At 71.9% G+C, this 20,602-nt stretch carries 20 protein-coding genes; 14 read left to right on the top strand and 6 right to left on the bottom strand.

The window, feature by feature from the left end:
• The first annotated feature begins 22 nt into the window (after positions 1-22).
• From ACFYO5_RS30355 to ACFYO5_RS30330, 6 genes are all read left to right on the top strand, one after another.
• Complete coding sequence (locus tag ACFYO5_RS30355) at positions 23-1,255, top strand: amidohydrolase family protein (RefSeq protein ID WP_356565127.1); 1,233 nt, start codon at positions 23-25, stop codon at positions 1,253-1,255.
• The gene (locus ACFYO5_RS30350; RefSeq protein ID WP_356565129.1) at positions 1,252-2,160 is read left to right on the top strand and encodes a TIGR03619 family F420-dependent LLM class oxidoreductase; all 909 of its coding nucleotides are present in this window, start codon (positions 1,252-1,254) and stop codon (positions 2,158-2,160) included. Before ACFYO5_RS30355 ends, ACFYO5_RS30350 begins: the two co-directional genes overlap by 4 nt.
• A gap of 9 nt (positions 2,161-2,169) precedes the next feature.
• A complete protein-coding gene (locus tag ACFYO5_RS30345; RefSeq protein WP_388714787.1) occupies positions 2,170-2,940 on the top strand; it encodes an SDR family NAD(P)-dependent oxidoreductase in 771 nt (256 codons plus the stop codon).
• 125 nt (positions 2,941-3,065) lie between these two features.
• Entirely contained in the window at positions 3,066-4,184 is a 1,119-nt protein-coding gene (locus ACFYO5_RS30340) for an LLM class flavin-dependent oxidoreductase (protein WP_356565132.1), read from the top strand.
• 52 nt (positions 4,185-4,236) lie between these two features.
• On the top strand, positions 4,237-5,967 hold the full coding sequence (locus ACFYO5_RS30335) for an amidohydrolase family protein (protein WP_388714783.1): 1,731 nt from the start codon (positions 4,237-4,239) through the stop codon (positions 5,965-5,967).
• The gene (locus ACFYO5_RS30330; RefSeq protein ID WP_388714780.1) at positions 5,964-7,412 is read left to right on the top strand and encodes an aldehyde dehydrogenase family protein; all 1,449 of its coding nucleotides are present in this window, start codon (positions 5,964-5,966) and stop codon (positions 7,410-7,412) included. Before ACFYO5_RS30335 ends, ACFYO5_RS30330 begins: the two co-directional genes overlap by 4 nt.
• 29 nt (positions 7,413-7,441) lie before the next feature.
• On the opposite strand, the gene ACFYO5_RS30325 is transcribed toward ACFYO5_RS30330, so the two are convergent.
• Positions 7,442-7,834, bottom strand: a complete 393-nt coding sequence (locus ACFYO5_RS30325) for a nitroreductase/quinone reductase family protein (RefSeq protein ID WP_388714777.1) — start codon at positions 7,832-7,834, stop codon at positions 7,442-7,444.
• An 85-nt stretch (positions 7,835-7,919) separates the two neighbouring features.
• On the opposite strand from ACFYO5_RS30325, the gene ACFYO5_RS30320 reads away from it, so the two are divergent.
• Positions 7,920-8,729 (top strand): endonuclease/exonuclease/phosphatase family protein, encoded by an 810-nt coding sequence (locus ACFYO5_RS30320; protein ID WP_388714774.1) that lies wholly within the window; start codon positions 7,920-7,922, stop codon positions 8,727-8,729.
• Here ACFYO5_RS30320 and ACFYO5_RS30315 read toward each other — a convergent pair.
• The gene (locus ACFYO5_RS30315; RefSeq protein ID WP_388714771.1) at positions 8,716-8,949 is read right to left on the bottom strand and encodes a DUF397 domain-containing protein; all 234 of its coding nucleotides are present in this window, start codon (positions 8,947-8,949) and stop codon (positions 8,716-8,718) included. The genes ACFYO5_RS30320 and ACFYO5_RS30315 overlap by 14 nt on opposite strands.
• 11 nt (positions 8,950-8,960) lie before the next feature.
• Entirely contained in the window at positions 8,961-9,812 is an 852-nt protein-coding gene (locus ACFYO5_RS30310; protein WP_356565143.1) for a helix-turn-helix transcriptional regulator, read from the bottom strand.
• Between the two features lie 203 nt (positions 9,813-10,015).
• Here ACFYO5_RS30310 and ACFYO5_RS30305 point away from each other — a divergent pair, with 203 nt between their 5' ends.
• From ACFYO5_RS30305 to ACFYO5_RS30285, 5 genes are all read left to right on the top strand, one after another.
• Entirely contained in the window at positions 10,016-10,450 is a 435-nt protein-coding gene (locus ACFYO5_RS30305) for an ATP-binding protein (protein ID WP_388714768.1), read from the top strand.
• 136 nt (positions 10,451-10,586) lie between these two features.
• Entirely contained in the window at positions 10,587-11,000 is a 414-nt protein-coding gene (locus ACFYO5_RS30300; RefSeq protein ID WP_388714765.1) for a cytidine deaminase family protein, read from the top strand.
• A gap of 119 nt (positions 11,001-11,119) precedes the next feature.
• On the top strand, positions 11,120-11,965 hold the full coding sequence (locus ACFYO5_RS30295) for an LLM class F420-dependent oxidoreductase (RefSeq protein WP_356565155.1): 846 nt from the start codon (positions 11,120-11,122) through the stop codon (positions 11,963-11,965).
• 55 nt (positions 11,966-12,020) lie between these two features.
• Complete coding sequence (locus ACFYO5_RS30290; RefSeq protein ID WP_388714762.1) at positions 12,021-14,606, top strand: bifunctional FO biosynthesis protein CofGH; 2,586 nt, start codon at positions 12,021-12,023, stop codon at positions 14,604-14,606.
• 74 nt (positions 14,607-14,680) lie between these two features.
• Positions 14,681-15,256, top strand: coding sequence for a hypothetical protein (locus ACFYO5_RS30285; RefSeq protein WP_356565159.1), 576 nt, complete (start codon positions 14,681-14,683; stop codon positions 15,254-15,256).
• A gap of 34 nt (positions 15,257-15,290) precedes the next feature.
• On the opposite strand, the gene ACFYO5_RS30280 is transcribed toward ACFYO5_RS30285, so the two are convergent.
• Entirely contained in the window at positions 15,291-15,788 is a 498-nt protein-coding gene (locus ACFYO5_RS30280) for a DUF2165 domain-containing protein (protein WP_388715282.1), read from the bottom strand.
• Positions 15,789-15,911: 123 nt separating this feature from the next.
• On the opposite strand from ACFYO5_RS30280, the gene ACFYO5_RS30275 reads away from it, so the two are divergent.
• A complete protein-coding gene (locus ACFYO5_RS30275; RefSeq protein ID WP_388714759.1) occupies positions 15,912-17,030 on the top strand; it encodes an ADP-ribosylglycohydrolase family protein in 1,119 nt (372 codons plus the stop codon).
• Between the two features lie 67 nt (positions 17,031-17,097).
• On the opposite strand, the gene ACFYO5_RS30270 is transcribed toward ACFYO5_RS30275, so the two are convergent.
• Together ACFYO5_RS30270 and ACFYO5_RS30265 are read right to left on the bottom strand one after the other, a co-directional pair.
• Complete coding sequence (locus ACFYO5_RS30270; protein WP_356565163.1) at positions 17,098-18,675, bottom strand: sodium:solute symporter family protein; 1,578 nt, start codon at positions 18,673-18,675, stop codon at positions 17,098-17,100.
• Between the two features lie 126 nt (positions 18,676-18,801).
• A complete protein-coding gene (locus tag ACFYO5_RS30265; protein WP_356565165.1) occupies positions 18,802-19,587 on the bottom strand; it encodes an SDR family oxidoreductase in 786 nt (261 codons plus the stop codon).
• Positions 19,588-19,675: 88 nt separating this feature from the next.
• Between ACFYO5_RS30265 and ACFYO5_RS30260 the strand changes: the two genes are divergently transcribed.
• Complete coding sequence (locus tag ACFYO5_RS30260; RefSeq protein WP_388714754.1) at positions 19,676-20,575, top strand: hypothetical protein; 900 nt, start codon at positions 19,676-19,678, stop codon at positions 20,573-20,575.
• Positions 20,576-20,602 lie beyond the last annotated feature (27 nt).

Below are 20,602 nucleotides of genomic sequence, written 5' to 3'. Positions count from 1 at the left end.
AGATCGGCGCTACCGTGCCCTCATGGAGACCCGTGAGAGCTTTCCGCAGATCATCTCCGTCGACGACCACACGGTCGAACCCCCCACCGTCTGGCAGGACCGCCTGCCGAAGAGGTACCTCGACACCGGCCCCCGCGTCGTCCGCGCCCCGCTGCGCGAGATGACCTTCCTCGGCGGCCGCTTCAAGCCCGTGATGGGGGAGCCCGGTGACGACGGCCCGCTCGGCGACTGGTGGGTCTACGAGGACCTGCACCGCCCCCTGACCCGCCTGGACACCGCCGTCGGCTTCGACCGCGACGAGATCAAACTGGAGGTGATCACCTACGAGCAGATGCGTCCCGGCTCCTACGACGTGCCCGCCCGCCTCGCCGACATGGACGTCAACCACGTCCAGTCCGCGGTCTGCTTCCCCACCTTCCCCCGCTTCTGCGGGCAGACGTTCACCGAGGCCGCCGACCACGACCTGGGCCTGCTCTGCGTGCGCGCTTACAACGACTGGATGGTGGACGAGTGGTGCGGGCCCGCCGCCCGCGGCCGCCTGATCCCCCTCACCCTCATCCCCCTGTGGGACGCCGAACTGGCCGCCGCCGAGGTCCGCCGCAACGCCGCCCGCGGGGTCCGTGCCGTCGCCTTCTCCGAGATACCCCCGCACCTCGGCCTGCCGTCCGTCCACACCGACGACTGGGACCCCTTCCTCGCCGCCTGCGACGAGACCGGAACCGTCATCGCCATGCACATCGGCTCGTCGAGCCGCATGCCCTCCACCTCCGCCGACGCCCCGCCCGCCGTCGGCTCCACCATCACCTTCGCCAACTGCTGCTTCTCGATGGTCGACTGGCTGATGAGCGGAAAGTTCGAACGCTTCCCCAACCTGAGGATCATGTACGCCGAGGGCCAGATCGGCTGGATCCCCTACATCCTGGAGCGCGCCGACGTCGTCTGGGAGGAGAACCGCGGCTGGGGCGGCGTCGCCGACAAGGTCCACCGCCCGCCGTCCGAACTGTTCGCCGAGCACGTCCACGGCTGCTTCTTCGACGACGCCTTCGGGTTGCGCAACCTCGACTCCATCGGCGTCGGGAACGTGCTCTACGAGACGGACTACCCGCACTCCGACTCCACCTGGCCCAAGTCCCGCGAGGTCGGCGAGGCGCAGATGGGGCACCTGGCGCCGGACGTCGTGGAGCGGATCGTGCGGGGCAACGCCATCGAACTGCTCGGGCTCACCCCCGAAGGCCTGTGGAGCGGCTCCCGGTGACCCTCGCCTACGGCATCCAGCTCCCCGTCCAGTCCCAGAGCACGCTCTTCGCCGAGCCCTGGGAGAGCGCCGCCGGCCCGGAGGACCTGAAGGCCGTCGCGCGTGCCGCCGAGGCGGCCGGGTTCGCGTACGTGGCCTGCTGCGACCATGTCGCCGTCCCGCGCCGGCTCGCGGCCGCGATGGGCACGGTCTGGTACGACCCGGTCGCCACCCTCGCCTTCCTCGCCGCCGCGACCGAGCGCGTACGCCTGCTCAGCCACGTCGCCGTGGTCGCCCTGCGCCACCCCCTCGTCACCGCCAAGCAGTACGCCACCCTCGACCACCTCAGCGGGGGCCGGCTGATCCTCGGGGTGGGCGCCGGACACGTACCGGAGGAGTTCGAGGCGCTCGGCGTCGACTTCGGGCGGCGCGGCGCCCTCCTCGACGAGACGATCGACGCCCTGCGCGCCGCGCTCGGCCCCGAGGAGTTCCCCGCCCACCACGGCAGGGCCCACGCCTTCGAGGAACTCGGGCAGCGGCCGAGACCCGCGCAGCCTCGCGTCCCGATCTGGGTGGGCGGCTCGTCACCGGCCGCCGTACGCAGGGCCGCCCTCAAGGGCGACGGCTGGCTGCCCCAGGGCGACCCCCGGGACCGGCTCCCCGCCCAGATCGACCGCCTCCGACGCCTGCGCGGGGGCACCCCCCTCACCATCGGCGCGCTCACCGAACCCCTCTACGTCGGCACCCCCGGCTGGGACGTCGGCCGCCGCACCCTGCACGGCACCCCGGAGTCGATCGCCGAGTCGCTGCGGGCCTACCGGGTGATGGGCGTGCACCAGATCCAGGTCCGCTTCCGCTCCCGCGGCCGCACCGAACTCACGGACCAGATGGCGGCGTTCGGCTCCGATGTCGCCCCCCACCTCTGAGGAGAACACATGGGCAAGCTCCAGGGCCGCGTCGTCCTCGTCACCGGCGCCGCGCGAGGCCAGGGCGAACAGGAGGCGCGCCTGTTCGCCGAGGAGGGCGCGCGGGTGGTCGTCGCCGACGTCCTCGACGAGCAGGGCGCGGCCCTCGCCGAGGAGATCGGCGCGCTGTACGTCCACCTCGACGTCGGCGAGGAGGCGCACTGGCGGGACGCGGTGGCCGAGGCCGGACGGGCGTACGGCCGTCTCGACGGGCTGGTCAACAACGCCGGCATCCTGCGCTTCAACGCCCTCACCGACACACCCCTCGACGAGTTCATGCAGGTCGTGCGGGTCAACCAGGTCGGCTGCTTCCTCGGGATCAGGACGGTCGCCCCGGTGCTGGCCGACGGCGGCACGATCGTCAACACGGCCTCGTACACCGGCCTGACGGGCATGGCGGCGGTCGGGGCGTACGCGGCGAGCAAGCACGCGATCGTCGGGCTCACCCGGGTCGCCGCCCTGGAACTCGCCCCCCGCGGGATCAGGGTCAACGCCGTGTGCCCCGGCGCGATCGACACACCGATGTCCAACCCGGCCGCGCTGGATCCGACGGCGGACGCCGAGGAGACCGCGAAGGCCCTGGACGGGCTGTACCGCAAGCTCGTGCCGCTGGGCCGGATCGGCCGCCCGCAGGAGGTGGCCCGGCTGGCGCTGTTCCTCACCTCGGACGACTCCTCCTACATCACCGGGCAGCCGTTCGTGATCGACGGCGGGTGGCTGGCGGGGGTGTCCGTGATCTGACTTGCCGTCAGCTATTGACGGTGCATGCGCCCGGTGCCACAGTCGGCGACAGCCCCGATCTGACGGACCGTCAGAAAAGGGCGGGACGGCCGGGACGACAACCAGACTCGGGACGGTGAACCTCCTTGGAATTCGGGCTCTTTGTACAGGGATACGTCGGCAAGCGAGCCGAGACCGACCCACTCGCCGAGCACAAGGCACTGATGGAGGAGACCGAGTACGTCATCCAGGCCGACCGCTCCGGCTTCAAGTACGCCTGGGCGTCCGAGCACCACTTCCTGGAGGAGTACTCCCACCTCTCCGCCAACGACGTCTTCCTCGGCTACCTCGCCCACGCCACCGAGCGCATCCACCTCGGCTCCGGCATCTTCAACCCGCTCGCCCAGGTCAACCACCCGGTGAAGGTCGCCGAGAAGGTCGCCATGCTCGACCACCTCACCGGCAACCGCTTCGAGTTCGGGTCCGGACGCGGCGCCGGCTCGCACGAGATCCTCGGCTTCCTCCCCGGCATCACCGACATGAACCACACGAAGGAGATCTGGGAGGAGACCATCGGCGAGTTCCCCAAGATGTGGCTCCAGGACGAGTACGAGGGTTTCCAGGGCAAGCACTGGCAGCTCCCGCCCAGGAAGATCCTGCCCAAGCCGTACGGCGGCTCGCACCCCGCGATGTGGTACGCCGCCGGGTCGCCGCCGTCGTACGCGATGGCCGCCCGCAAGGGGCTCGGGGTGCTGGGCTTCAGCATCCAGAAGGTCGCCGACATGGAGTGGGTGCTGGAGCAGTACAAGACGGCCATCGTGAACGCCGAACCGATCGGCGACTTCGTCAACGACAACGTGATGGTGACGACCACGGCGATCTGCGCGCCCACCCACGACGAGGCCATCCGGATCGCGGTGAGCGGCGGACTGCACTACCTGCCGTCGCTGGTGTTCCGGTACCACGACACGTTCCCGCGCCCCGAGGGGTTCCCCGAGTGGCCGGAGACGCTGCCGGAGTACACCCCCGAGTTCGTCGAACTCCTCGTCGAGGAGGAGCTGCTGATCTGCGGGGACCCGGACGAGGTGCTGCGGCAGTGCAAGCGGTGGGAGCAGGCCGGGGCCGACCAGCTGAGCTTCGGACTCCCCGTCGGGGTGCCGAAGGAGGAGACCCTCCAGACGATCCGGCTGATCGGGGAGCACGTGATTCCGAAGATCGACACGGATCCCGTGCATCGGACCACGCGCTTCCGGCGGGCCGGCTGAGCCTCGCCGGCGGCCGCGGGTGACGGATGTGGACGCTTGAGGAGGCACCCCCATGCTTGATCACGTCATCACCGGCGCGACCGTCGTCGACGGGACGGGTGCGCCGGGCCGCGTCGCCGACGTCGGTGTCCGGGACGGGCGCATCGCCGCCGTGGGGAGGATCACCGAGGAGGCGGCGACGACCGAGGACGCCTCCGGGCTCGTCCTCGCACCCGGGTTCGTCGATCCGCACACGCACTACGACGCCCAGCTGTTCTGGGACCCCTACGCCACCCCGTCCCTGAACCACGGGGTGACGACCGTCGCCGCGGGCAACTGCGGCTTCACCCTCGCCCCGCTCAACCCCGCCCGCCCCGACGACGCCGACTACACCCGCCGGATGATGTCCAAGGTGGAGGGGATGTCGCTGGTGGCGCTGGAGGAGGGGACGCCCTGGAGCTGGCATGCGTTCGGCGAGTACCTGGACGCCCTGGAGGGGCGGATCGCCGTCAACGCCGGTTTCATGGTGGGGCACTGCGCGCTGCGCCGGTACGTGATGGGGCCGGACGCGGTCGGCGGGCAGCCGAGCCCGGAGCAGCTCGCACGGATCGTGGGGCTGCTGCACGAGGCGATGGACGCGGGCGCCTGGGGCTTCTCCACCACCCAGTCGTCCACCCACTCCGACGGCGACGGGCAGCCGGTCGCCTCCCGGCACGCGCGCCCGGCGGAGCTGCTGGCGCTGGCGAAGGCGGTCGGCGAGCACGAGGGCACACAGATCGAGGCGATCGTCGCGGGCTGCCTGGACCAGTTCAGCGACGCCGAGATCGACCTGCTCGCGGAGCTGAGCGCGGCGGCCGGACGGCCCCTGAACTGGAACGTCCTCACCGTCGACGCGGCCGTCCCCGAGCGGGTGCCCAGGCAGCTCGCGGCGAGCGAGCGGGCGCGGAAGGCAGGCGGCCGGGTCGTCGCCCTGACCATGCCGATCCTCACGCCGATGAACATGTCCCTGGGCACCTTCTGCGCCCTGAACCTGATCCCCGGCTGGGGCCCCGTCCTCGGCCTCCCGGTCCCCGACCGCATCGCGCGCCTGCGCGACCCGCGGGTCCGGGCGGAACTGCTCCGGCACGCCGACTCCAGGGAGGCGGGCGTGTTCCGGCGACTGGCCGACTTCGGCCGGTACGTCATCGGTGACACGTACAGCGAGGCGAACCGCGGTCTGTCCGGCCGGGTCGTGAAGGACATCGCGGCCGAACGCGGCCAGGACCCCTTCGCCTGCCTGGTGGAGGTCTGCGCGGCCGACGAGCTGCGGACGGTCCTGTGGCCCATGCCGACGGACAACGACCCCGCGTCCTGGGCGCTGCGGGCCGAGACCTGGCAGCACGAGGACGTGCTGCTCGGCGGCTCCGACGCCGGCGCGCACCTGGACCGCATGTGCGGGGCGCCGTACACCACCCGGTTCCTCGGGGACTGTCTGCGCGGGCGGAAGCTCATCGGGCTCGAGCGGGCGGTGCGGATGCTGACGGACGAGCCGGCACGGCTGTTCGGACTGCGCGGACGGGGCCGGATCGAGGAGGGCTTCCACGCCGACCTCGTCCTGTTCGACCCCGAGCGGATCGGGGCGGGCCCGGCCACCCTCGTGCACGACCTGCCCGGCGACAGCCCCCGGCTGGACTCCAGGGCGCTCGGCGTGCGGGCGGTGTGGGTCAACGGGGTGGCGGCGATCCGGGACGACGTGGTGACCGGCGCCGTACCGGGGAAGGTGCTGCGCTCCGGGCGGGACACGCGGACGGTGGGCACCCGGTGAACCAGCGGCTGTTCGTCGGCGGCCGGTGGGTCGAGCCGGACGGCGGTCACCACGAGGTGACCGATCCGGCGACCGAGGAGCCCGTCGGACGGGCGCCGGAGGCCTCGCCGGACCAGGTGCTCGCCGCCTGCGCGGCGGCCCGCGAGGCCCTCGGCCCGTGGTCGCGCACGGCCCCCGGCGAGCGGGCGGCGGTACTGGCGAGAGCCGCGGACGTCATCCGCGGCCACCTCGTGCCGTACGCCGACCTCGCGCAGGCGGAGACCGGCGCGACGACGGCCACCGCGCGGGCGATGCAGGTGGGCGTCGCCGCCGCCCGTTTCCGGCGGTACGCGCGCCCGGAGCCCGCCGAGTGGCCGATCGAGCCCCAGATCAACGACGCGGGGCCGATGGGGAAGGCGGGCGTGATGGGCGCGCTGGCCGTCCGCCAGCCGGTCGGCGTGGTCGCCTGCGTCACCTCGTACAACAACCCGTGGGCGAACCCGGCCGGCAAGATCGCCCCGGCGCTCGCCATGGGCAACACGGTCGTCGTCAAACCCGCCCCGCAGGACCCCCTGTCCGTCTACCGGATGGCGGAGGCGCTGGAGACGGCGGGCGTGCCGCCCGGCGTGGTCAACGTGGTCTCCGGCCGCTCGGTGGAGGTGGGGGAGACGGTGGTGGCCTCCCCGGACGTCGACATGGTGAGCTTCACCGGCTCCACGGCGGTCGGGCGGCGCATCGCCGAGGTGTGCGGCCGGTCGATGAAACGGCAGTTGATGGAGCTGGGCGGCAAGGGCGCGGCCCTCGTCCTCGACGACGCCGACCTCGGTTCGGCCGTCGCCGGCATCGGGACGACGTTCTCCTTCTACAGCGGCCAGATCTGCACCGCCCCGACCCGCGTCCTGGCCCAACGGGGCGTGTACGAACGCCTGGTGGACGGCCTCGCGGCGTACGCCCGCCGCCTGAAGGTGGGCGACCCGCGCGACCCGGACACGGTCGTCGGACCGCTCATCTCGGCGGCCCACCGGGACCGGGTGGAGTCGTATGTGGAGCTGGGGCGCAAGGAGGGCGCGGTGCTGGTGACGGGAGGCGAACGCCCCGCCTTCCCCGACCGGGGCTTCTATGTTCCCCCCACCCTCCTGGCGGACTGCACGAACCAGATGCGGGTGGCCCGCGAGGAGATCTTCGGCCCGGTCGTCGTCGTCATCCCCTTCGACGACGAGGAGGAGGGCGTCGCCCTGGCCAACGACAGCGACTACGGCCTCATCGACTACGTCTGGTCCGGCGACGTCGCGAGAGCCTTCCGCCTCGCCCGCCGCCTACGGGCCGGAGGCGTCGGCATCAACACGGTCGGCCGCAACATGGAGGCCCCGTTCGGCGGCTTCAAGAGGAGCGGGGTCGGCCGCGACGTCGGCTCCTACGCCCTGCACGCGTACAGCGAGGTGCAGTCGCTGGTGTGGCCGGGGTGAGGGTTCCCTGACGGGTCTCCCGGCAGCCGTTAACCGTCCAGATCCACCCGCACCGTCAGCAGGTTCGTGCCGAGGGCCCGTACCGCCGCGCTGTTGAACCGTGGCAGGCCGCGCAGGCGTGCCACCGCGCCGTCGTCGGGCAGCAGATGCGCCGTGCCCGTGTGCCACCGCCCGCCGATCCGCACCCGCACCCGCGGATCGGCCTTGATGTTGCGGACGTACTGGGACAGCTCCCCGAACTCCGACACCAGCCAGAACACGTTTCCGACCCGCCGGCCTCCCACCGGCGTCTGCCGCGGCAGCCCGGACGTGCGGCCGGTCGTCTCGATGAGGGTCTGGAAGGGGAGGCGGCGCAGGAGCGGGTTGAGGCGGCGCTGGACGGCGGTGGTGGCGCGGAATCGTCGGTCGTTGAGGCGGGACATCGGCGGGGCGACTCCTTCACGCAAAGGGCTCGAACTGTTGCTTCAATGGTCGCGGACGCGTGAGCGACGAGGACGGTGGCTGCGGATGCGGGTCGTGACCTGGAACCTGTGGTGGCGCTTCGGGCCGTGGGAGGCACGGCAGAAGGCGATCCTGTCGGTCCTGCGGGACCTGGACCCGGATGTCGTCGGCCTCCAGGAGGTGTGGGCCGCCGGTGGCGAGAACCTCGCCGAGTGGCTCGCCGGCGAACTGGGCCTGCACTCGGCCTGGGTGCCGTACCACGCCCCCGAACGGTGGCAGCGGCGGATCGGCGACGCGTCGGTGGAGATCGGCAACGCCGTGCTCAGCCGCTGGCCGGTGATCGCCCAGGACGTCCTCCCGCTCCCGACGCCCGCCGACGTCGCCGACGGCCGCCTGGCCCTCCACACCCGCCTCGCGGCGCCCGCCCACGACATCCCCTTCTTCACCACCCACCTCACCTCCCAGCTCCACGCCTCCGCGGTGCGCTGCCGCCAGGTCGCGGCCCTCGCCGAGTTCGTCGCCCGGCACCGCGACGGCACCCCGTTCCCGCCCCTCGTCACCGGCGACTTCAACGCCTGGCCCGACTCCGACGAGATCCGCCTCTTCGGCGGTCACAGGACGGCCCCGCCCGTCCCGGGCCAGGTGTTCCTCGACGCCTGGGAGTACGCCGACCCGACGGCCCCGTGGGCCACCTGGGACGCGGCGAACCCGTACGTGGCGCGGGGCGGCATGCCCAGCTCCCGCATCGACTACATCCACATCGGCGTGGGCGGACCGGTCCGCGTACGGGGTGTGCGACGGGCGGGGGACGGTCCGGTGGACGGCGTCTGGCCCTCGGACCACGCGGCGGTGGTGGCGGACCTCAGCCTTCCTTGACGGCGGTCAGGAGCGCGGCGAAGGCGGCGGGGCTGGCGGAGAGGACGGCTCGGGCGGGGTCGGCGGATTCGGTGAGGTGGATGGTGGCGGGGGAGGCGGCTATGTGGACGCAGGCGTCGCCTTCCTGGCAGTAGGACGACTTCTGTGCGGTTGCGGCGACGTGGACACAGGCTTCGCCCTGTGCGCAGTAGGACGACTTCTGCCAGACAGTGGTGGGCATGCAGGGTTCCTTCACAGGTTCTTCGCGACATCGTGGATCAGGTTCCGCGAGTCGGCGGGTGTGAGCGCGGCGGATTCCAGGCGCTCCAGAAGGAGCCGGTATTGCGCCAGTTGCGCTTCGGAGTCGATGAAGACCGGGCCGTGGGACTGGTCCAGCTGTGCCGTGTCGAGTGTCGGCACGGAGCCCCCGACGAAATAGACCGACTGCCCGGAACCGGGGTAGGAGCCCGCGTCGAACGGAATCACACGGATGGCCACATGGGGACGGTCGTACATCTCGGCCAGGTGCTGTAGCTGGGCACGGGTCACCTTCGGTCCGCCGAACTTCATCCGGAGAGCCGCCTCGTGGATGACCGCGCGGTACGGAACCGCGTCGCTGCGGTACAGCACCGTCTGTCGCTTGACGCGGAACGAGACGCGGTGCTCGATCTCGGGCGGGGACAGTTCCGGGACGGCCTGACGAAAGATCTCGCGCGCGTAGTCGACGGTCTGGAGGAGCCCCGGGACGTGCATGCTGTGCGCGGCATGCAGACGGGTGCCGTGATGCTCGACCTCGGCCAGGTCGAGGAGCCTGGGTGGAAGGATCTCGCGGTACTCCTCCCACCAGCCCCGCTTACGTTCTCCCGTCATCTCCACGAGAGCCTCGATCAGGGCAGGGTCCGTACAGGAGTAGACGCGGGCCATCACCCGAATCCGGTCCGCGCTCACGCCGAACCGGGCCACTTCGATGTTGCTCAGCTGACCCGAACTCGTCCCCAACAGACTGGCCGCCTGCGTGGTGGTCATCCCGGCCTGCTCGCGCAACTTACGCAGCTCTGTACCAAGCCGAATGCGGCGGGCGGTCGGAGCTGCTCTGCCTGCCATGTCGGTTTTCTCCCTGGAATGTGCCGAGTTGGTACGTCACCCACACGAGTGGAACTCTAAAGGAATCCGGTCAATCGGTGAAAGGATTCCTTGCGGTAGCCCTACGCTGCTTGCACGGCGCCCCTCCTGGAAGCGCACCGTGGGACGCCACGGCAGAGACACCAGGCACCCGTCCAACTCCCCTCAGTGACCGGAGACTTCTCATGGCCACCGTATCCCCGCCCTGGAACTACACCCTGCACCTCCCGCGAGATCCACGCGCACCGGGTATCGCCAGGGGCACCCTCCGCCTCATCCTCGCCGCCCACGAGGTACCCGAACTGACCCCCGCCGCGGAGCTTCTCGCGGCGGAACTGCTGACGAACTCGCACCGCCACACGACCGGCCGCTACGCCCTGAGGGTCCTGTCGCCGGAGCCCGGCCGGGTCCGCGTCGCCGTATGGGACACGGACCCGAGGGTTCCGCCCGGCTTCTCGCAGGACAAGGGGGCCTCGCCCCCGGACGCCGAACACGGCAGGGGCCTGCACCTCGTACGGGCCTGCGCGGACGAGGTCGGGGTGTCCGTGCTCGGACACCCGGGCGCGCCGAAGGGCGGCAAGCTGCTGTGGGCGGACTGCGGGGGCGGGGCGCAGTGGTGAAGGCGAGCCGCCCGTGCCGGATCGTGGACTGAGTCGATCGGATGCCTGCCCCACCCGGCCGGGGAGGGCAGGCGGTCCAGGGGCGGGTCCGCCGAATCCGGTTGCGCACCCGCGTCACGCGGGTCAACCTCGCCCGATGACCTCGCAGATCCCCCATGTCGACCACGAACTCGTCCAGGCCGCAGCGGACGTGGCCCGCACCCGCTGTCGGGGCGACAACCACACCATGGCGGCGGCGGCCCGCGCCCGGGACGGCCGGATCGTCACCGCGGTGAACGCCTACCACTTCACCGGAGGCCCCTGCGCCGAGCTGGTCCTCATCGGCGCGGCGGCCGCCCAGGGCGTCTACGAACTCTCCACGATCGTCGCCGTGGGCGACCGCGACCGCGGGGTCGTCCCCCCGTGCGGCCGGTGCCGGCAAGTTCTCCTCGACTACTTTCCCGCCCTCGAGGTCGTCGTCGGCGAGGGCGACCGCCTCCGCGCCGTTCCCGTCGCCGACCTGCTGCCCGAGAGCTACGTCTGGGCCGACCACCAGCTCGACGCCGAGTAGGCCTCGCCGGGGGCGTCCCATGCGATGCCGACCGGTCGGTATGGACACCGGCTCCGTCTCCCGGTACAGATGAGGACGTCACCCGCGTCGAAAGAGCCGTACGCGTCGAAAGGCCCCCCATGCGCATCGCCGTCACCGTCTTCCTCACCGACGAGACGATCACCCCCACCCGCCTCGCCCGCGAGCTGGAGCAGCGCGGCTTCGCCGGGCTCTACCTGCCCGAGCACACGCACATCCCCGTCGAGCGGACCAGCCCGTACCCGGCCGGTGGCGACCTGCCCCGCGAGTACGGCCGTACCCTCGACCCCTTCGTCGCCCTCGGCCAGGCGGCGGCCGTGACGGAGCGGCTCGGTCTCGGCACCGGGATCACCCTGGTCGCCCAGCACGACCCGATCGACCTCGCCAAGCAGATCGCCACCGTGGACCACCTCTCCGGCGGCCGTCTCACCCTCGGCGTCGGCTTCGGCTGGAACGTGGAGGAGGCCGCCGACCACGGCGTGCGGTGGGGTACCCGCCGCGACCTGGTCCGCGACCGGATGGCGTTGATGCGCGCGCTGTGGAGCGAGGAGCCCACCGCCTACGAGGGCGAGTTCGGCAGCGTGCGGGCGAGCGAGGCCCATCCCAAGCCCGTGCGGAAGCCGCGCGGCCCGGTCACCGGCCCCCGCACCCTCGTCGGCGGCGCCGCGGGCCCGAAGCTGTTCGCGCACATCTGCGAGTACGCCGACGGCTGGCTGCCCATCGGCGGGCGCGGCCTGTCCGAGTCGCTGCCCGTCCTGCGCGCGGCGTGGGCGGACGCGGGCCGCGACCCGGCGGCCCTCCAGATCGTGCCGTACGCCGTCCACCCCTCGCCCGGCAAGCTCGCGCACTACGCCGAACTGGGCATCGACGAGGTCGTGGTGCAGCTGCCTCCGGCGGGGGAGGCGGACGTGCTCAAGGCCCTCGACGCGTACGCCCCCTACCTCTGAGGGACGAACCGGGCGCCCCCGCCTGGCCTGATCAGCGCGAACGTATGCTCAAACAATGACGACTTCCGCGACCTCCGGAACCGGCCCCACCGAGAACTCGCTGCGTCGCGCCCTCAAACGTGCCAGGGACGGCGTCGCCCTCGACGTCTTCGAGGCGGCGGTGCTGCTCCAGGCCTGTGGGGAGCACCTCGTCGACCTGGCCGCCTCCGCCGCGCGGGTGCGGGACGCGGGCCTGGAGGCGGCCGGTCGCCCCGGTGTCATCACGTACTCGAAGAGCGTCTTCATCCCGCTGACCCGGCTGTGCCGGGACAAGTGCCACTACTGCACGTTCGTCACCGTCCCCGGCAAGCTGCGGCGCGCCGGGCACGGGATGTTCATGTCGCCGGACGAGGTGCTCGACATCGCCCGCAAGGGCGCGGCCCTCGGCTGCAAGGAAGCGCTGATCACCCTCGGCGACAAGCCCGAGGACCGCTGGCCGGAGGCGCGCGAGTGGCTCGACGCGCACGGCTACGACGACACCATCGCCTACGTCCGCGCCATCTCCATCCGCGTCCTGGAGGAGACGGGCCTGCTCCCGCACCTCAATCCGGGCGTCATGACCTGGACCGACTTCCAGCGGCTCAAGCCGGTCGCCCCGTCGATGGGCATGATGCTGGAGACGACCGCGACCCGGCTGTGGTCCCAGCCCGGCGGCCCGCACTTCGGCTCCCCGGACAAGGAACCCGCCGTGCGGCTGCGCGTCCTGGAGGACGCGGGCCGCTCGTCGGTCCCCTTCACCTCGGGCATCCTGATCGGGATAGGGGAGACGTACGAGGAGCGCGCGGAGTCGCTGTTCGCGCTCCGCAAGGTCGCCCGCGCCTACCACGGCATCCAGGAACTGATCATCCAGAACTTCCGCGCCAAGCCGGACACGGCGATGCGCGGCATGCCCGACGCCGAACTCGACGAGCTGGTGGCGACGGTGGCCGTCGCCCGCCTCATCATGGGCCCGAGCGCCTGCCTCCAGGCCCCGCCCAACCTGGTCGACAGCGAGTACGAGCGGCTGATCGGCGCCGGTATCGACGACTGGGGCGGGGTGTCCCCGCTCACCATCGACCACGTCAACCCCGAACGCCCCTGGCCGCGGATCGACGAACTCGCGGAGCGGTCGGCTGCCGCCGGCTTCGAGATGCGCGAACGGCTCTGTGTGTACCCCGAGTTCGTCCGGCGCGGCGAGCCCTGGCTGGACCCGCGCCTGCTGCCGCACGTCCGCGCGCTCGCCGACCCGGAGACGGGCCTGGCCCTGCCGGACGCGGTCGTCGAGGGCCGCCCGTGGCAGGAACCGGAGGAGGCCTTCGAGGCCACCGGCCGTACGGATCTGCACCGGACCATCGACACCGACGGCCGTACGTCCGACCGCCGCGACGACTTCGACGAGGTGTACGGCGACTGGGGCGCCCTGCGGGAGGCCGCCGCCCCCGGCATGGTCGCGGAGCGCATCGACACGGACGTGCGGCAGGCGCTGGCCACCGCGGCGGACGACCCGACGAGGCTGACGGACGACGAGGCGCTGGCCCTGCTGCACGCCGACGGGCCCGCGCTCGACGCCCTGTGCCGCATCGCCGACGACGTCCGCAGGTCGGCGGTGGGCGACGACGTCACCTACATCGTCACCCGGAACATCAACTTCACCAACGTCTGCTACACCGGCTGCCGGTTCTGTGCCTTCGCGCAGCGCCGCACCGACGCCGACGCCTACACGCTCTCCCTCGACCAGGTGGCCGACCGGGCCCAACAGGCCTGGGAGGTGGGCGCGGTGGAGGTCTGCATGCAGGGCGGCATCCACCCGGACCTGCCCGGCACGGCGTACTTCGACATCGCCAGGGCGGTGAAGGAGCGGGTGCCCGGCATGCACGTGCACGCCTTCTCGCCGATGGAGGTCGTCAACGGCGCCACCCGCACCGGGATGTCCGTCCGCGAGTGGCTCACCGCCGCGAAGGAGGCCGGGCTCGGCTCGATCCCCGGCACGGCGGCGGAGATCCTCGACGACGAGGTCCGCTGGGTCCTCACCAAGGGCAAGCTGCCGACGGCGACCTGGATCGAGGTCGTCACCACGGCCCACGAACTGGGCCTCCGCTCCTCGTCGACGATGATGTACGGCCATGTCGACCAGCCCCGGCACTGGCTCGGCCACCTGCGGACCCTCGCCGGGATCCAGCAACGCACCGGCGGCTTCACGGAGTTCGTGACGCTTCCCTTCATCCACACCAACGCGCCGGTGTACCTGGCGGGGATCGCGCGGCCCGGTCCGACCATGCGGGACAACCGCGCGGTCACGGCGATGGCCCGCCTCCTGCTCCACCCGCACATCCCCAACATCCAGACGAGCTGGGTGAAACTGGGCACCGAGGGCGCGGCCGAGATGCTCCGCTCCGGGGCGAACGACGTCGGCGGCACCCTGATGGAGGAGACGATCTCCCGCATGGCGGGCTCCTCCTACGGCTCCTACAAGTCGGTCCGGGACCTGATCGCGGTCGCCGAGGCGGCGGGCCGCCCGGCGAGGCCCCGCACGACCCTGTACGGCGAGGTCCCCGAGGAGCGGCAGCGGGCCGCCGCGGCGTCCGACGGCCACCTGCCGGAGCTGCTGCCGGTCCTGGACTGAGGGCCGGGGGACCGGGGGCCTCGCAGTACGATGATCGGGCTCCCGGTGTCGGGGGCCCGAGACTGAGGAGAAGCGTGTCCGTGCCTGCCCGACGGCTTCCTTCGTGGGCCTGGGTCACCGGTCTGACGGCCGGCGCGATCGTCGTGGTCGGCGCCCTGACGGTGCAGGCCGACAAGGGCCCGCACCCGACGGCGACGGCGGCGAAGCCGTCCGCGTCGGCCTCCGCGGACGTCAGGCCCTCGGCCTCCCCGTCCCCGACCCCGAAGACCGCGCCCGTCCCCGACGGCTCGGGCACGGGGCGCCGTATCGTCTACTCCCTCGGCCAGGACCGGGTCTGGCTGGTCGACGCCGACGACGCGGCCCGGCGCACCTTCACGGTCTGGCCGGGCACCGTGGACCCGGCCTCCGGCAGCTACACGGTGTCCCTCCGCAAGGACGCGACGACCGGCTCCGACGGCGTGGCGATCGAGCACATCATCTACTTCTCCGCGCAGTCGGGCGTCAACATCGCCTTCTCCAACGCGGTCGACGGCTCCTCCCCGCCTCCGGCCTCCGGCGCCCGCACCGGCGGCATCCGCATGCCGAAGGCGGACGGCGCGGCCCTGTGGGCGTTCGGCGCGACGGGCACGAACGTCCGGGTCGTCGAGTGACCGGGACGCTCGGCCCGCGCCGTCGGCCGGCGGGTCAGGCCTCGCCGTCGGCCGGCAGGTACTGAGCGAGCAGCACGACCCCGGCGAACACGAACACCCGGGTCGCCGCGTCCAGCCCGTTCCAGGTGTCCGACTGCCACATCGCGAACCACTCCCCACCGATCGCGATGAACCCGCCCCCGAACAGCAGCATCACCATCAGCAGCCCGTACGTCGACACCTGCCGGGCCCTGCCGGGATCCCGCCGCGCCCAGAACCACGTCCCGGCGGCCAGCACCAGCGCGGCGGCGGTCTCCCAGACGATGATCAGCACGTACGCGGTGTCCTGGAGACCCTTCGTGGTGATGGCCCGCCACATCAGGTCGTTGTCCCGGAACGTGGTGTCCATCGCCAGCACATGCCGCACGAACTGCTGGTTGGTCCCGAAGTCGGTGATGTTCCCGAAGGCCACCAACGCGGTGTAGAGCGCGACGGAGGCGGTGAGGAGAGTGACGGCGAGACGAAGGGCGCGTGCGGCGGGTGCGGAGGTCATGGCTGCCATGGGGGAGGTCTGCCCGGAAAACGCCTCTGACATGTCCACGGCCACGCAATACCCCGGCCGTGGTCGATTACAGTGACGAACGTCGTACGTACGGACGGCGCCCGGGAGGTCTAGGTGGGTGCGACAGGCGGTGCCGTCTGGGGACGTACCGAGCAGCAGGACTTCCGCAGCCGGGTGCGCGGCACGCTGCTCGGCGCCGCCGTGGGGGACGCCCTCGGAGCGGCCGTCGACCGGCTCGGGCTGGAGGAGATACGGCAGGCGCACGGGCCCGACGGGCTCGTCGACCTGGCGCCCGCCTACGGGCGGCGCGGTGCCGTCACGCACCTCACCCAGCTGACGCTGTTCAGCGTGGACGGACTGATCCGCGCCCAGGTGCGCCGGGACACCGGCGCCTGGCACCCGCCCACCGATCTGCACCGGGCCTACCTCAGATGGGCCGCCACCCAGCGCGACTGGGGGCCCGACCTGCGCCGCGAGGACGACGGCTGGCTGGCCCACGAGGAGTGGCTGTACGTCCGCCGCGACCCCTCCCGCGCCCTGCTGCTCGGCTTCGGCGACGACATCATGGGGACCCTCGACTCACCCAAGAGCCCCGGCGAGGACGGTCCCGAGGCCGCCGCCCGCTCGGCGCCCTTCGGACTGCTCGTGGGCTGGGAGCCGCACCTGGTGGCACAGCTGGCCGTGGAGTGCGCGACGCAGACCCACGGCCACCCCGGCGGATACCTCGCGGCGGGTGCCTACGCGGTGACCGTGCACGCCCTGGCCCGCGGCGACAGCCTCGACGGCGCCGTGCGGCAGGCGCTCGCGCTGCTGTCCGCCAGGCCGGGCCACGAACCGGTGTCCGAGGCGTTGCGGAACGCGCTGGGCGCGGTACGGCAGGGGGTCCCCGGACCGGCGCGCGTGGCGGAACTGGCCGGAGCCGGGACGGCCCAGGCCGTGCTGGCGGCGGCCGTGTACTGCGCCCTGGTCGCCGAGGACGTACGGCAGGGGCTGCGCCTCGCCGTCAACCACGGCGCCCGCTCGGCCGCCACCGGCGCCCTGGCCGGCGGGCTGCTCGGGGCCCTGCACGGCGAGACGGCCCTCCCGCCGGCCTGGCTGGCCGAGCTGGAGGGCCGTCCCACGATCCTGGAACTGGCGGACGACTTCGCGATGGAGATGACGCAGGGCCTGGCCCTGCACACCCCGGCGGCGGCGTCCCCGGGCTGGCTCGCCCGGTATCCCCGAGGCGCGTAGGCCCTTCCGTCCGGACCAGGCCGGTCCCGCCGGGTCCGGTGCCGCACCTCGCCGCGAACGGAAGACCCTAGTCCTTCGCCGGCGCCGGGGTCGGCACGGTGTCCCGCGGCTCGGGGATCCCGGCCGCCGCCGACGCCGTCCCGCCGCCCCCGTCGGTGTTGATCCGCTCGATGATCGCGAGCCGTTCCGGGGTGTCCTCAGGCTTCAGGAAGCCGATGAGGATGTAGAGGACCAGGGACACCGCGAGCGGCACGGACACCTGGTACTGGAGCGGGACACCGCCGTCGACGTTCCAGTTGATCGGGTAGTTGACCAGCCAGAAGGCCAGCAGGCCCATGGACCAGCTCACCAGCGCCGCCGTCGGGCCGGAGCGGCGGAACGGCCGCAGCAGACCGAGCATCATCGGGATCGCCATCGGGCCCATCAGACCGGCCACCCACTTGATGACGACGGTGATGATGTCCTTGAACGCGGGTGAGTTGACCTGCGTGGCCGCCGCCATGGACAGGCCCAGGAAGACGACCGTCGCGATCCGCGCCGCGATCAGCCCCGACCGCTGGTTCCAGGCCCGCGCCCGCGCCGAGATCACCGGCGCGCAGTCACGGGTGAAGACGGCGGCGATGGCGTTGGCGTCGGAGGAGCACATCGCCATCGTGTGGGAGAAGAACCCGACGATGACCAGACCCAACAACCCGTGCGGCAGCAGCTGTTCGGTCATCAGGCCGTACGAGTCGGAGCCGTCCGGCTTCTGCGACTCGACCAGCAGCGGCGACATCCACATCGGGTAGAACAGCACCAGCGGCCACACCAGCCACAGCGCCGCCGACAGCCGCGCCGACCGCTCGGCCTCCTTCGGGGTGGCGGTGGCCATGTACCGCTGGGCCTGGTTGAGCATGCCGCCGTTGTACTCGAACAGCTTGATGAAGAGGAACGCGAGCAGGAACACCGTGCCGTACGGCCCCACCAGCGGCTTCCCGTGGCCCTGGAGCGCCGGTTCGTCCCACGCGCCGAGGAAACCGATGTCCCGGTCGGCGAGTTCCATCACCACGGCGATGAACATCGCGACGCCGGCGAGGAGCTGGATGATGAACTGCCCCAACTCGGTGAGCGCGTCGGCCCACAGTCCGCCGATCGTGCAGTAGACGGCCGTGATGGCACCGGTGATGAGGATGCCCTGGTTCAGCGATATGCCGGTGAACACGGACAACAGGGTGGCGATCGCGGCCCACTTGGCGCCCACGTCCACGATCTTCAGCAGCATCCCGGACCAGGCCAGCGCCTGCTGCGTCTTGAGGTCGTACCGGTTCTTCAGGTACTCCAGCGGGGAGGCCACGTGCAGCCGGGAGCGCAGCCGGTTGATACGGGGCGCGAACAGCTTGGAGCCGATCGCGATGCCGAGAGCGATCGGGAAGGACCAGGTGATGAACGAGGTGACGCCGTACGTGTAGGCGATGCCGGCGTAACCGGTGAACATGACCGCGCTGTAGCCCGACATGTGGTGCGAGATGCCCGACAGCCACCACGGCATCTTGCCGCCGGCGGTGAAGAAGTCGCTGACGTCGTCGACCCGTTTGTGGGACCAGACACCGATGGCGACCATCACGCCGAAATAGCCGATCAGCACGGCCCAGTCGAGACCGTTCATGTGCGTCCTCCCAGGGTTCAGCCCGGCGCTCATCGTGGGCGCTGGCGCGTGAACACGACAAGTCGGCGTAAGGTCAAGGGGAGGCAAAATCATTCGGTATAGTGGTCCTCGTTCACCTACATGAACTCACCTCATCAACTCCCCGGCGTTGACCAGCAGCGACTGTCCGGTGATCGACCGGGACCGGTCCGACGCCAGGAACACCGCCGCATCCGCGACATCCCGGTCGGAGGCCAGCTCCGGCAGCGCCATCCGCTCCGTGAGCCGTCCCAGCACGACCTCCTCCGCCACCCCCTCCGACGCCGCCGTGAACCGGACGTAGGCCTGCACCGGCGGCCCCCACATCCACCCCGGCAGCACGGTGTTCACCCGGATCCGGTACGGCCCCAACTCCCGCGCCAGCGAGTACATCGCACTGGTCAACGCCCCCTTCGACGCCGCGTACGCCGCCTGCCGCACCTGGGTGGGAGCCGCCACCGACGACTGCGTCCCGATGAACACCACCGACCCGCCCCGCTCCTTCAGCCCGCCCAGGCAGGCGCGCGTCATCCGCAGCGAGCCGAGCAGGTTCACATCGAGCACCGACCGCCAGGTGTCGAGGTCCGCGTCCTCCAGCCCGCCGAAGTAGGAGTCCCGGGCCGCGACGTGCACCACCGCGTCGATCCGCCCGAACCGCTCCCGCGCCAGCCCCGCCAGCGCCTCGCACTGCCTCTCGTCCGTGATGTCCGTCGCCCGGTACGCCGTGTGCATGCCGTCCGGGTCGATCCCGGCCGCGCTCCTGGCCAGGTTCGCCTCCGTCCGCGCCCCCAGCACGGCGTTCCCGCCGTCCCGTACGACGGCCGCGGCGACCTGATGGCCGAGCCCGGCCCCGACTCCCGAGACGACGACGGTCTTGCCGACCAGTGGTGGCATGAGGACCTCCCTGACCCTGGCGCATCAACTGACGGGGCGTCAGAGTATGGGCGACCCACCGGGCGAGGAGAAGAGGAAGGGCAGGACCATGACCGAGGAGCCCCACAGCGAACCCCGGAGCGCACCCGACAGCGGACCCCCCGGCGCACCCGGTGACCGCGCCCCCGGCGAGACGTACGCGGAGCTGGCCGCCGTCGGCCCGTACGGGGTGCGCCCCGGCCACGCCCTGATCACCATGGTCGAACCGCACCCCGGCCACGAGTACGCCTACAACCGCTGGTACGAGGACGACCACTACTACGCCGGCGCCATGGCGATGCCCTGGATGTACGCCGGCCGCCGCTGGGTCGCCACCCGCGACCTCCAACTCCTGCGCCGCCCCGAGAAGTCCGCCGTCGCCCAGCCCGTCACCGCGGGCTGCTACCTCTCCACCTACTGGATCACCGACGGCCGCTACGACGACCACATGCGCTGGACGGTCGCCATCAACAAGCGCCTCAACCGGGACGCCCGTGTCTACCGGGACCGCACCCACGTCTTCACCGCGTTCCAGGACCACGAGGCGACCGTGTACCGCGACGGCGCGGCCGGTCCCCGCGACTTCCACGCCCTGGACCACCCCTACGCCGGCCTGGTCCTCCAGGTGGTCGACGCGGAAACCCCGGAGCGCCGCGCCGACCTGCTGGAGTGGCTGCGCACCCGCCACCTCCCCGGCCGCCTGGCCGGCTCCCCGACCGCCCTCGTCACCGTCTTCCGCCCGACCCCCCTGCCCGGCGACCGCATGACCTACGTCCGCCAGGTCGAGGGCGTCGACACCCGCCTCACCCTGCTCTGGTTCCTGGAGACGGACCCCCGCGACTGCTGGGAGAGCCACTTCACCGGCCTGGAGGAGGCGGTGACGGGGACCGGCCTCGGGCGGGTGGAACTGCTCGCCCCGTTCGTCCCGACGGTGCCGGGCACGGACCGGTACGTCGACCGGCTGCGCTGAACCCGGCTCCGGCGGGCCCGGCTGCGG

The sequence above is a fragment of the Streptomyces sp. NPDC006259 genome (assembly GCF_042870975.1).
Taxonomy (GTDB): Bacteria; Actinomycetota; Actinomycetes; order Streptomycetales; family Streptomycetaceae; genus Streptomyces.
This window is presented reverse-complemented; position numbering and strand designations above follow the sequence as displayed.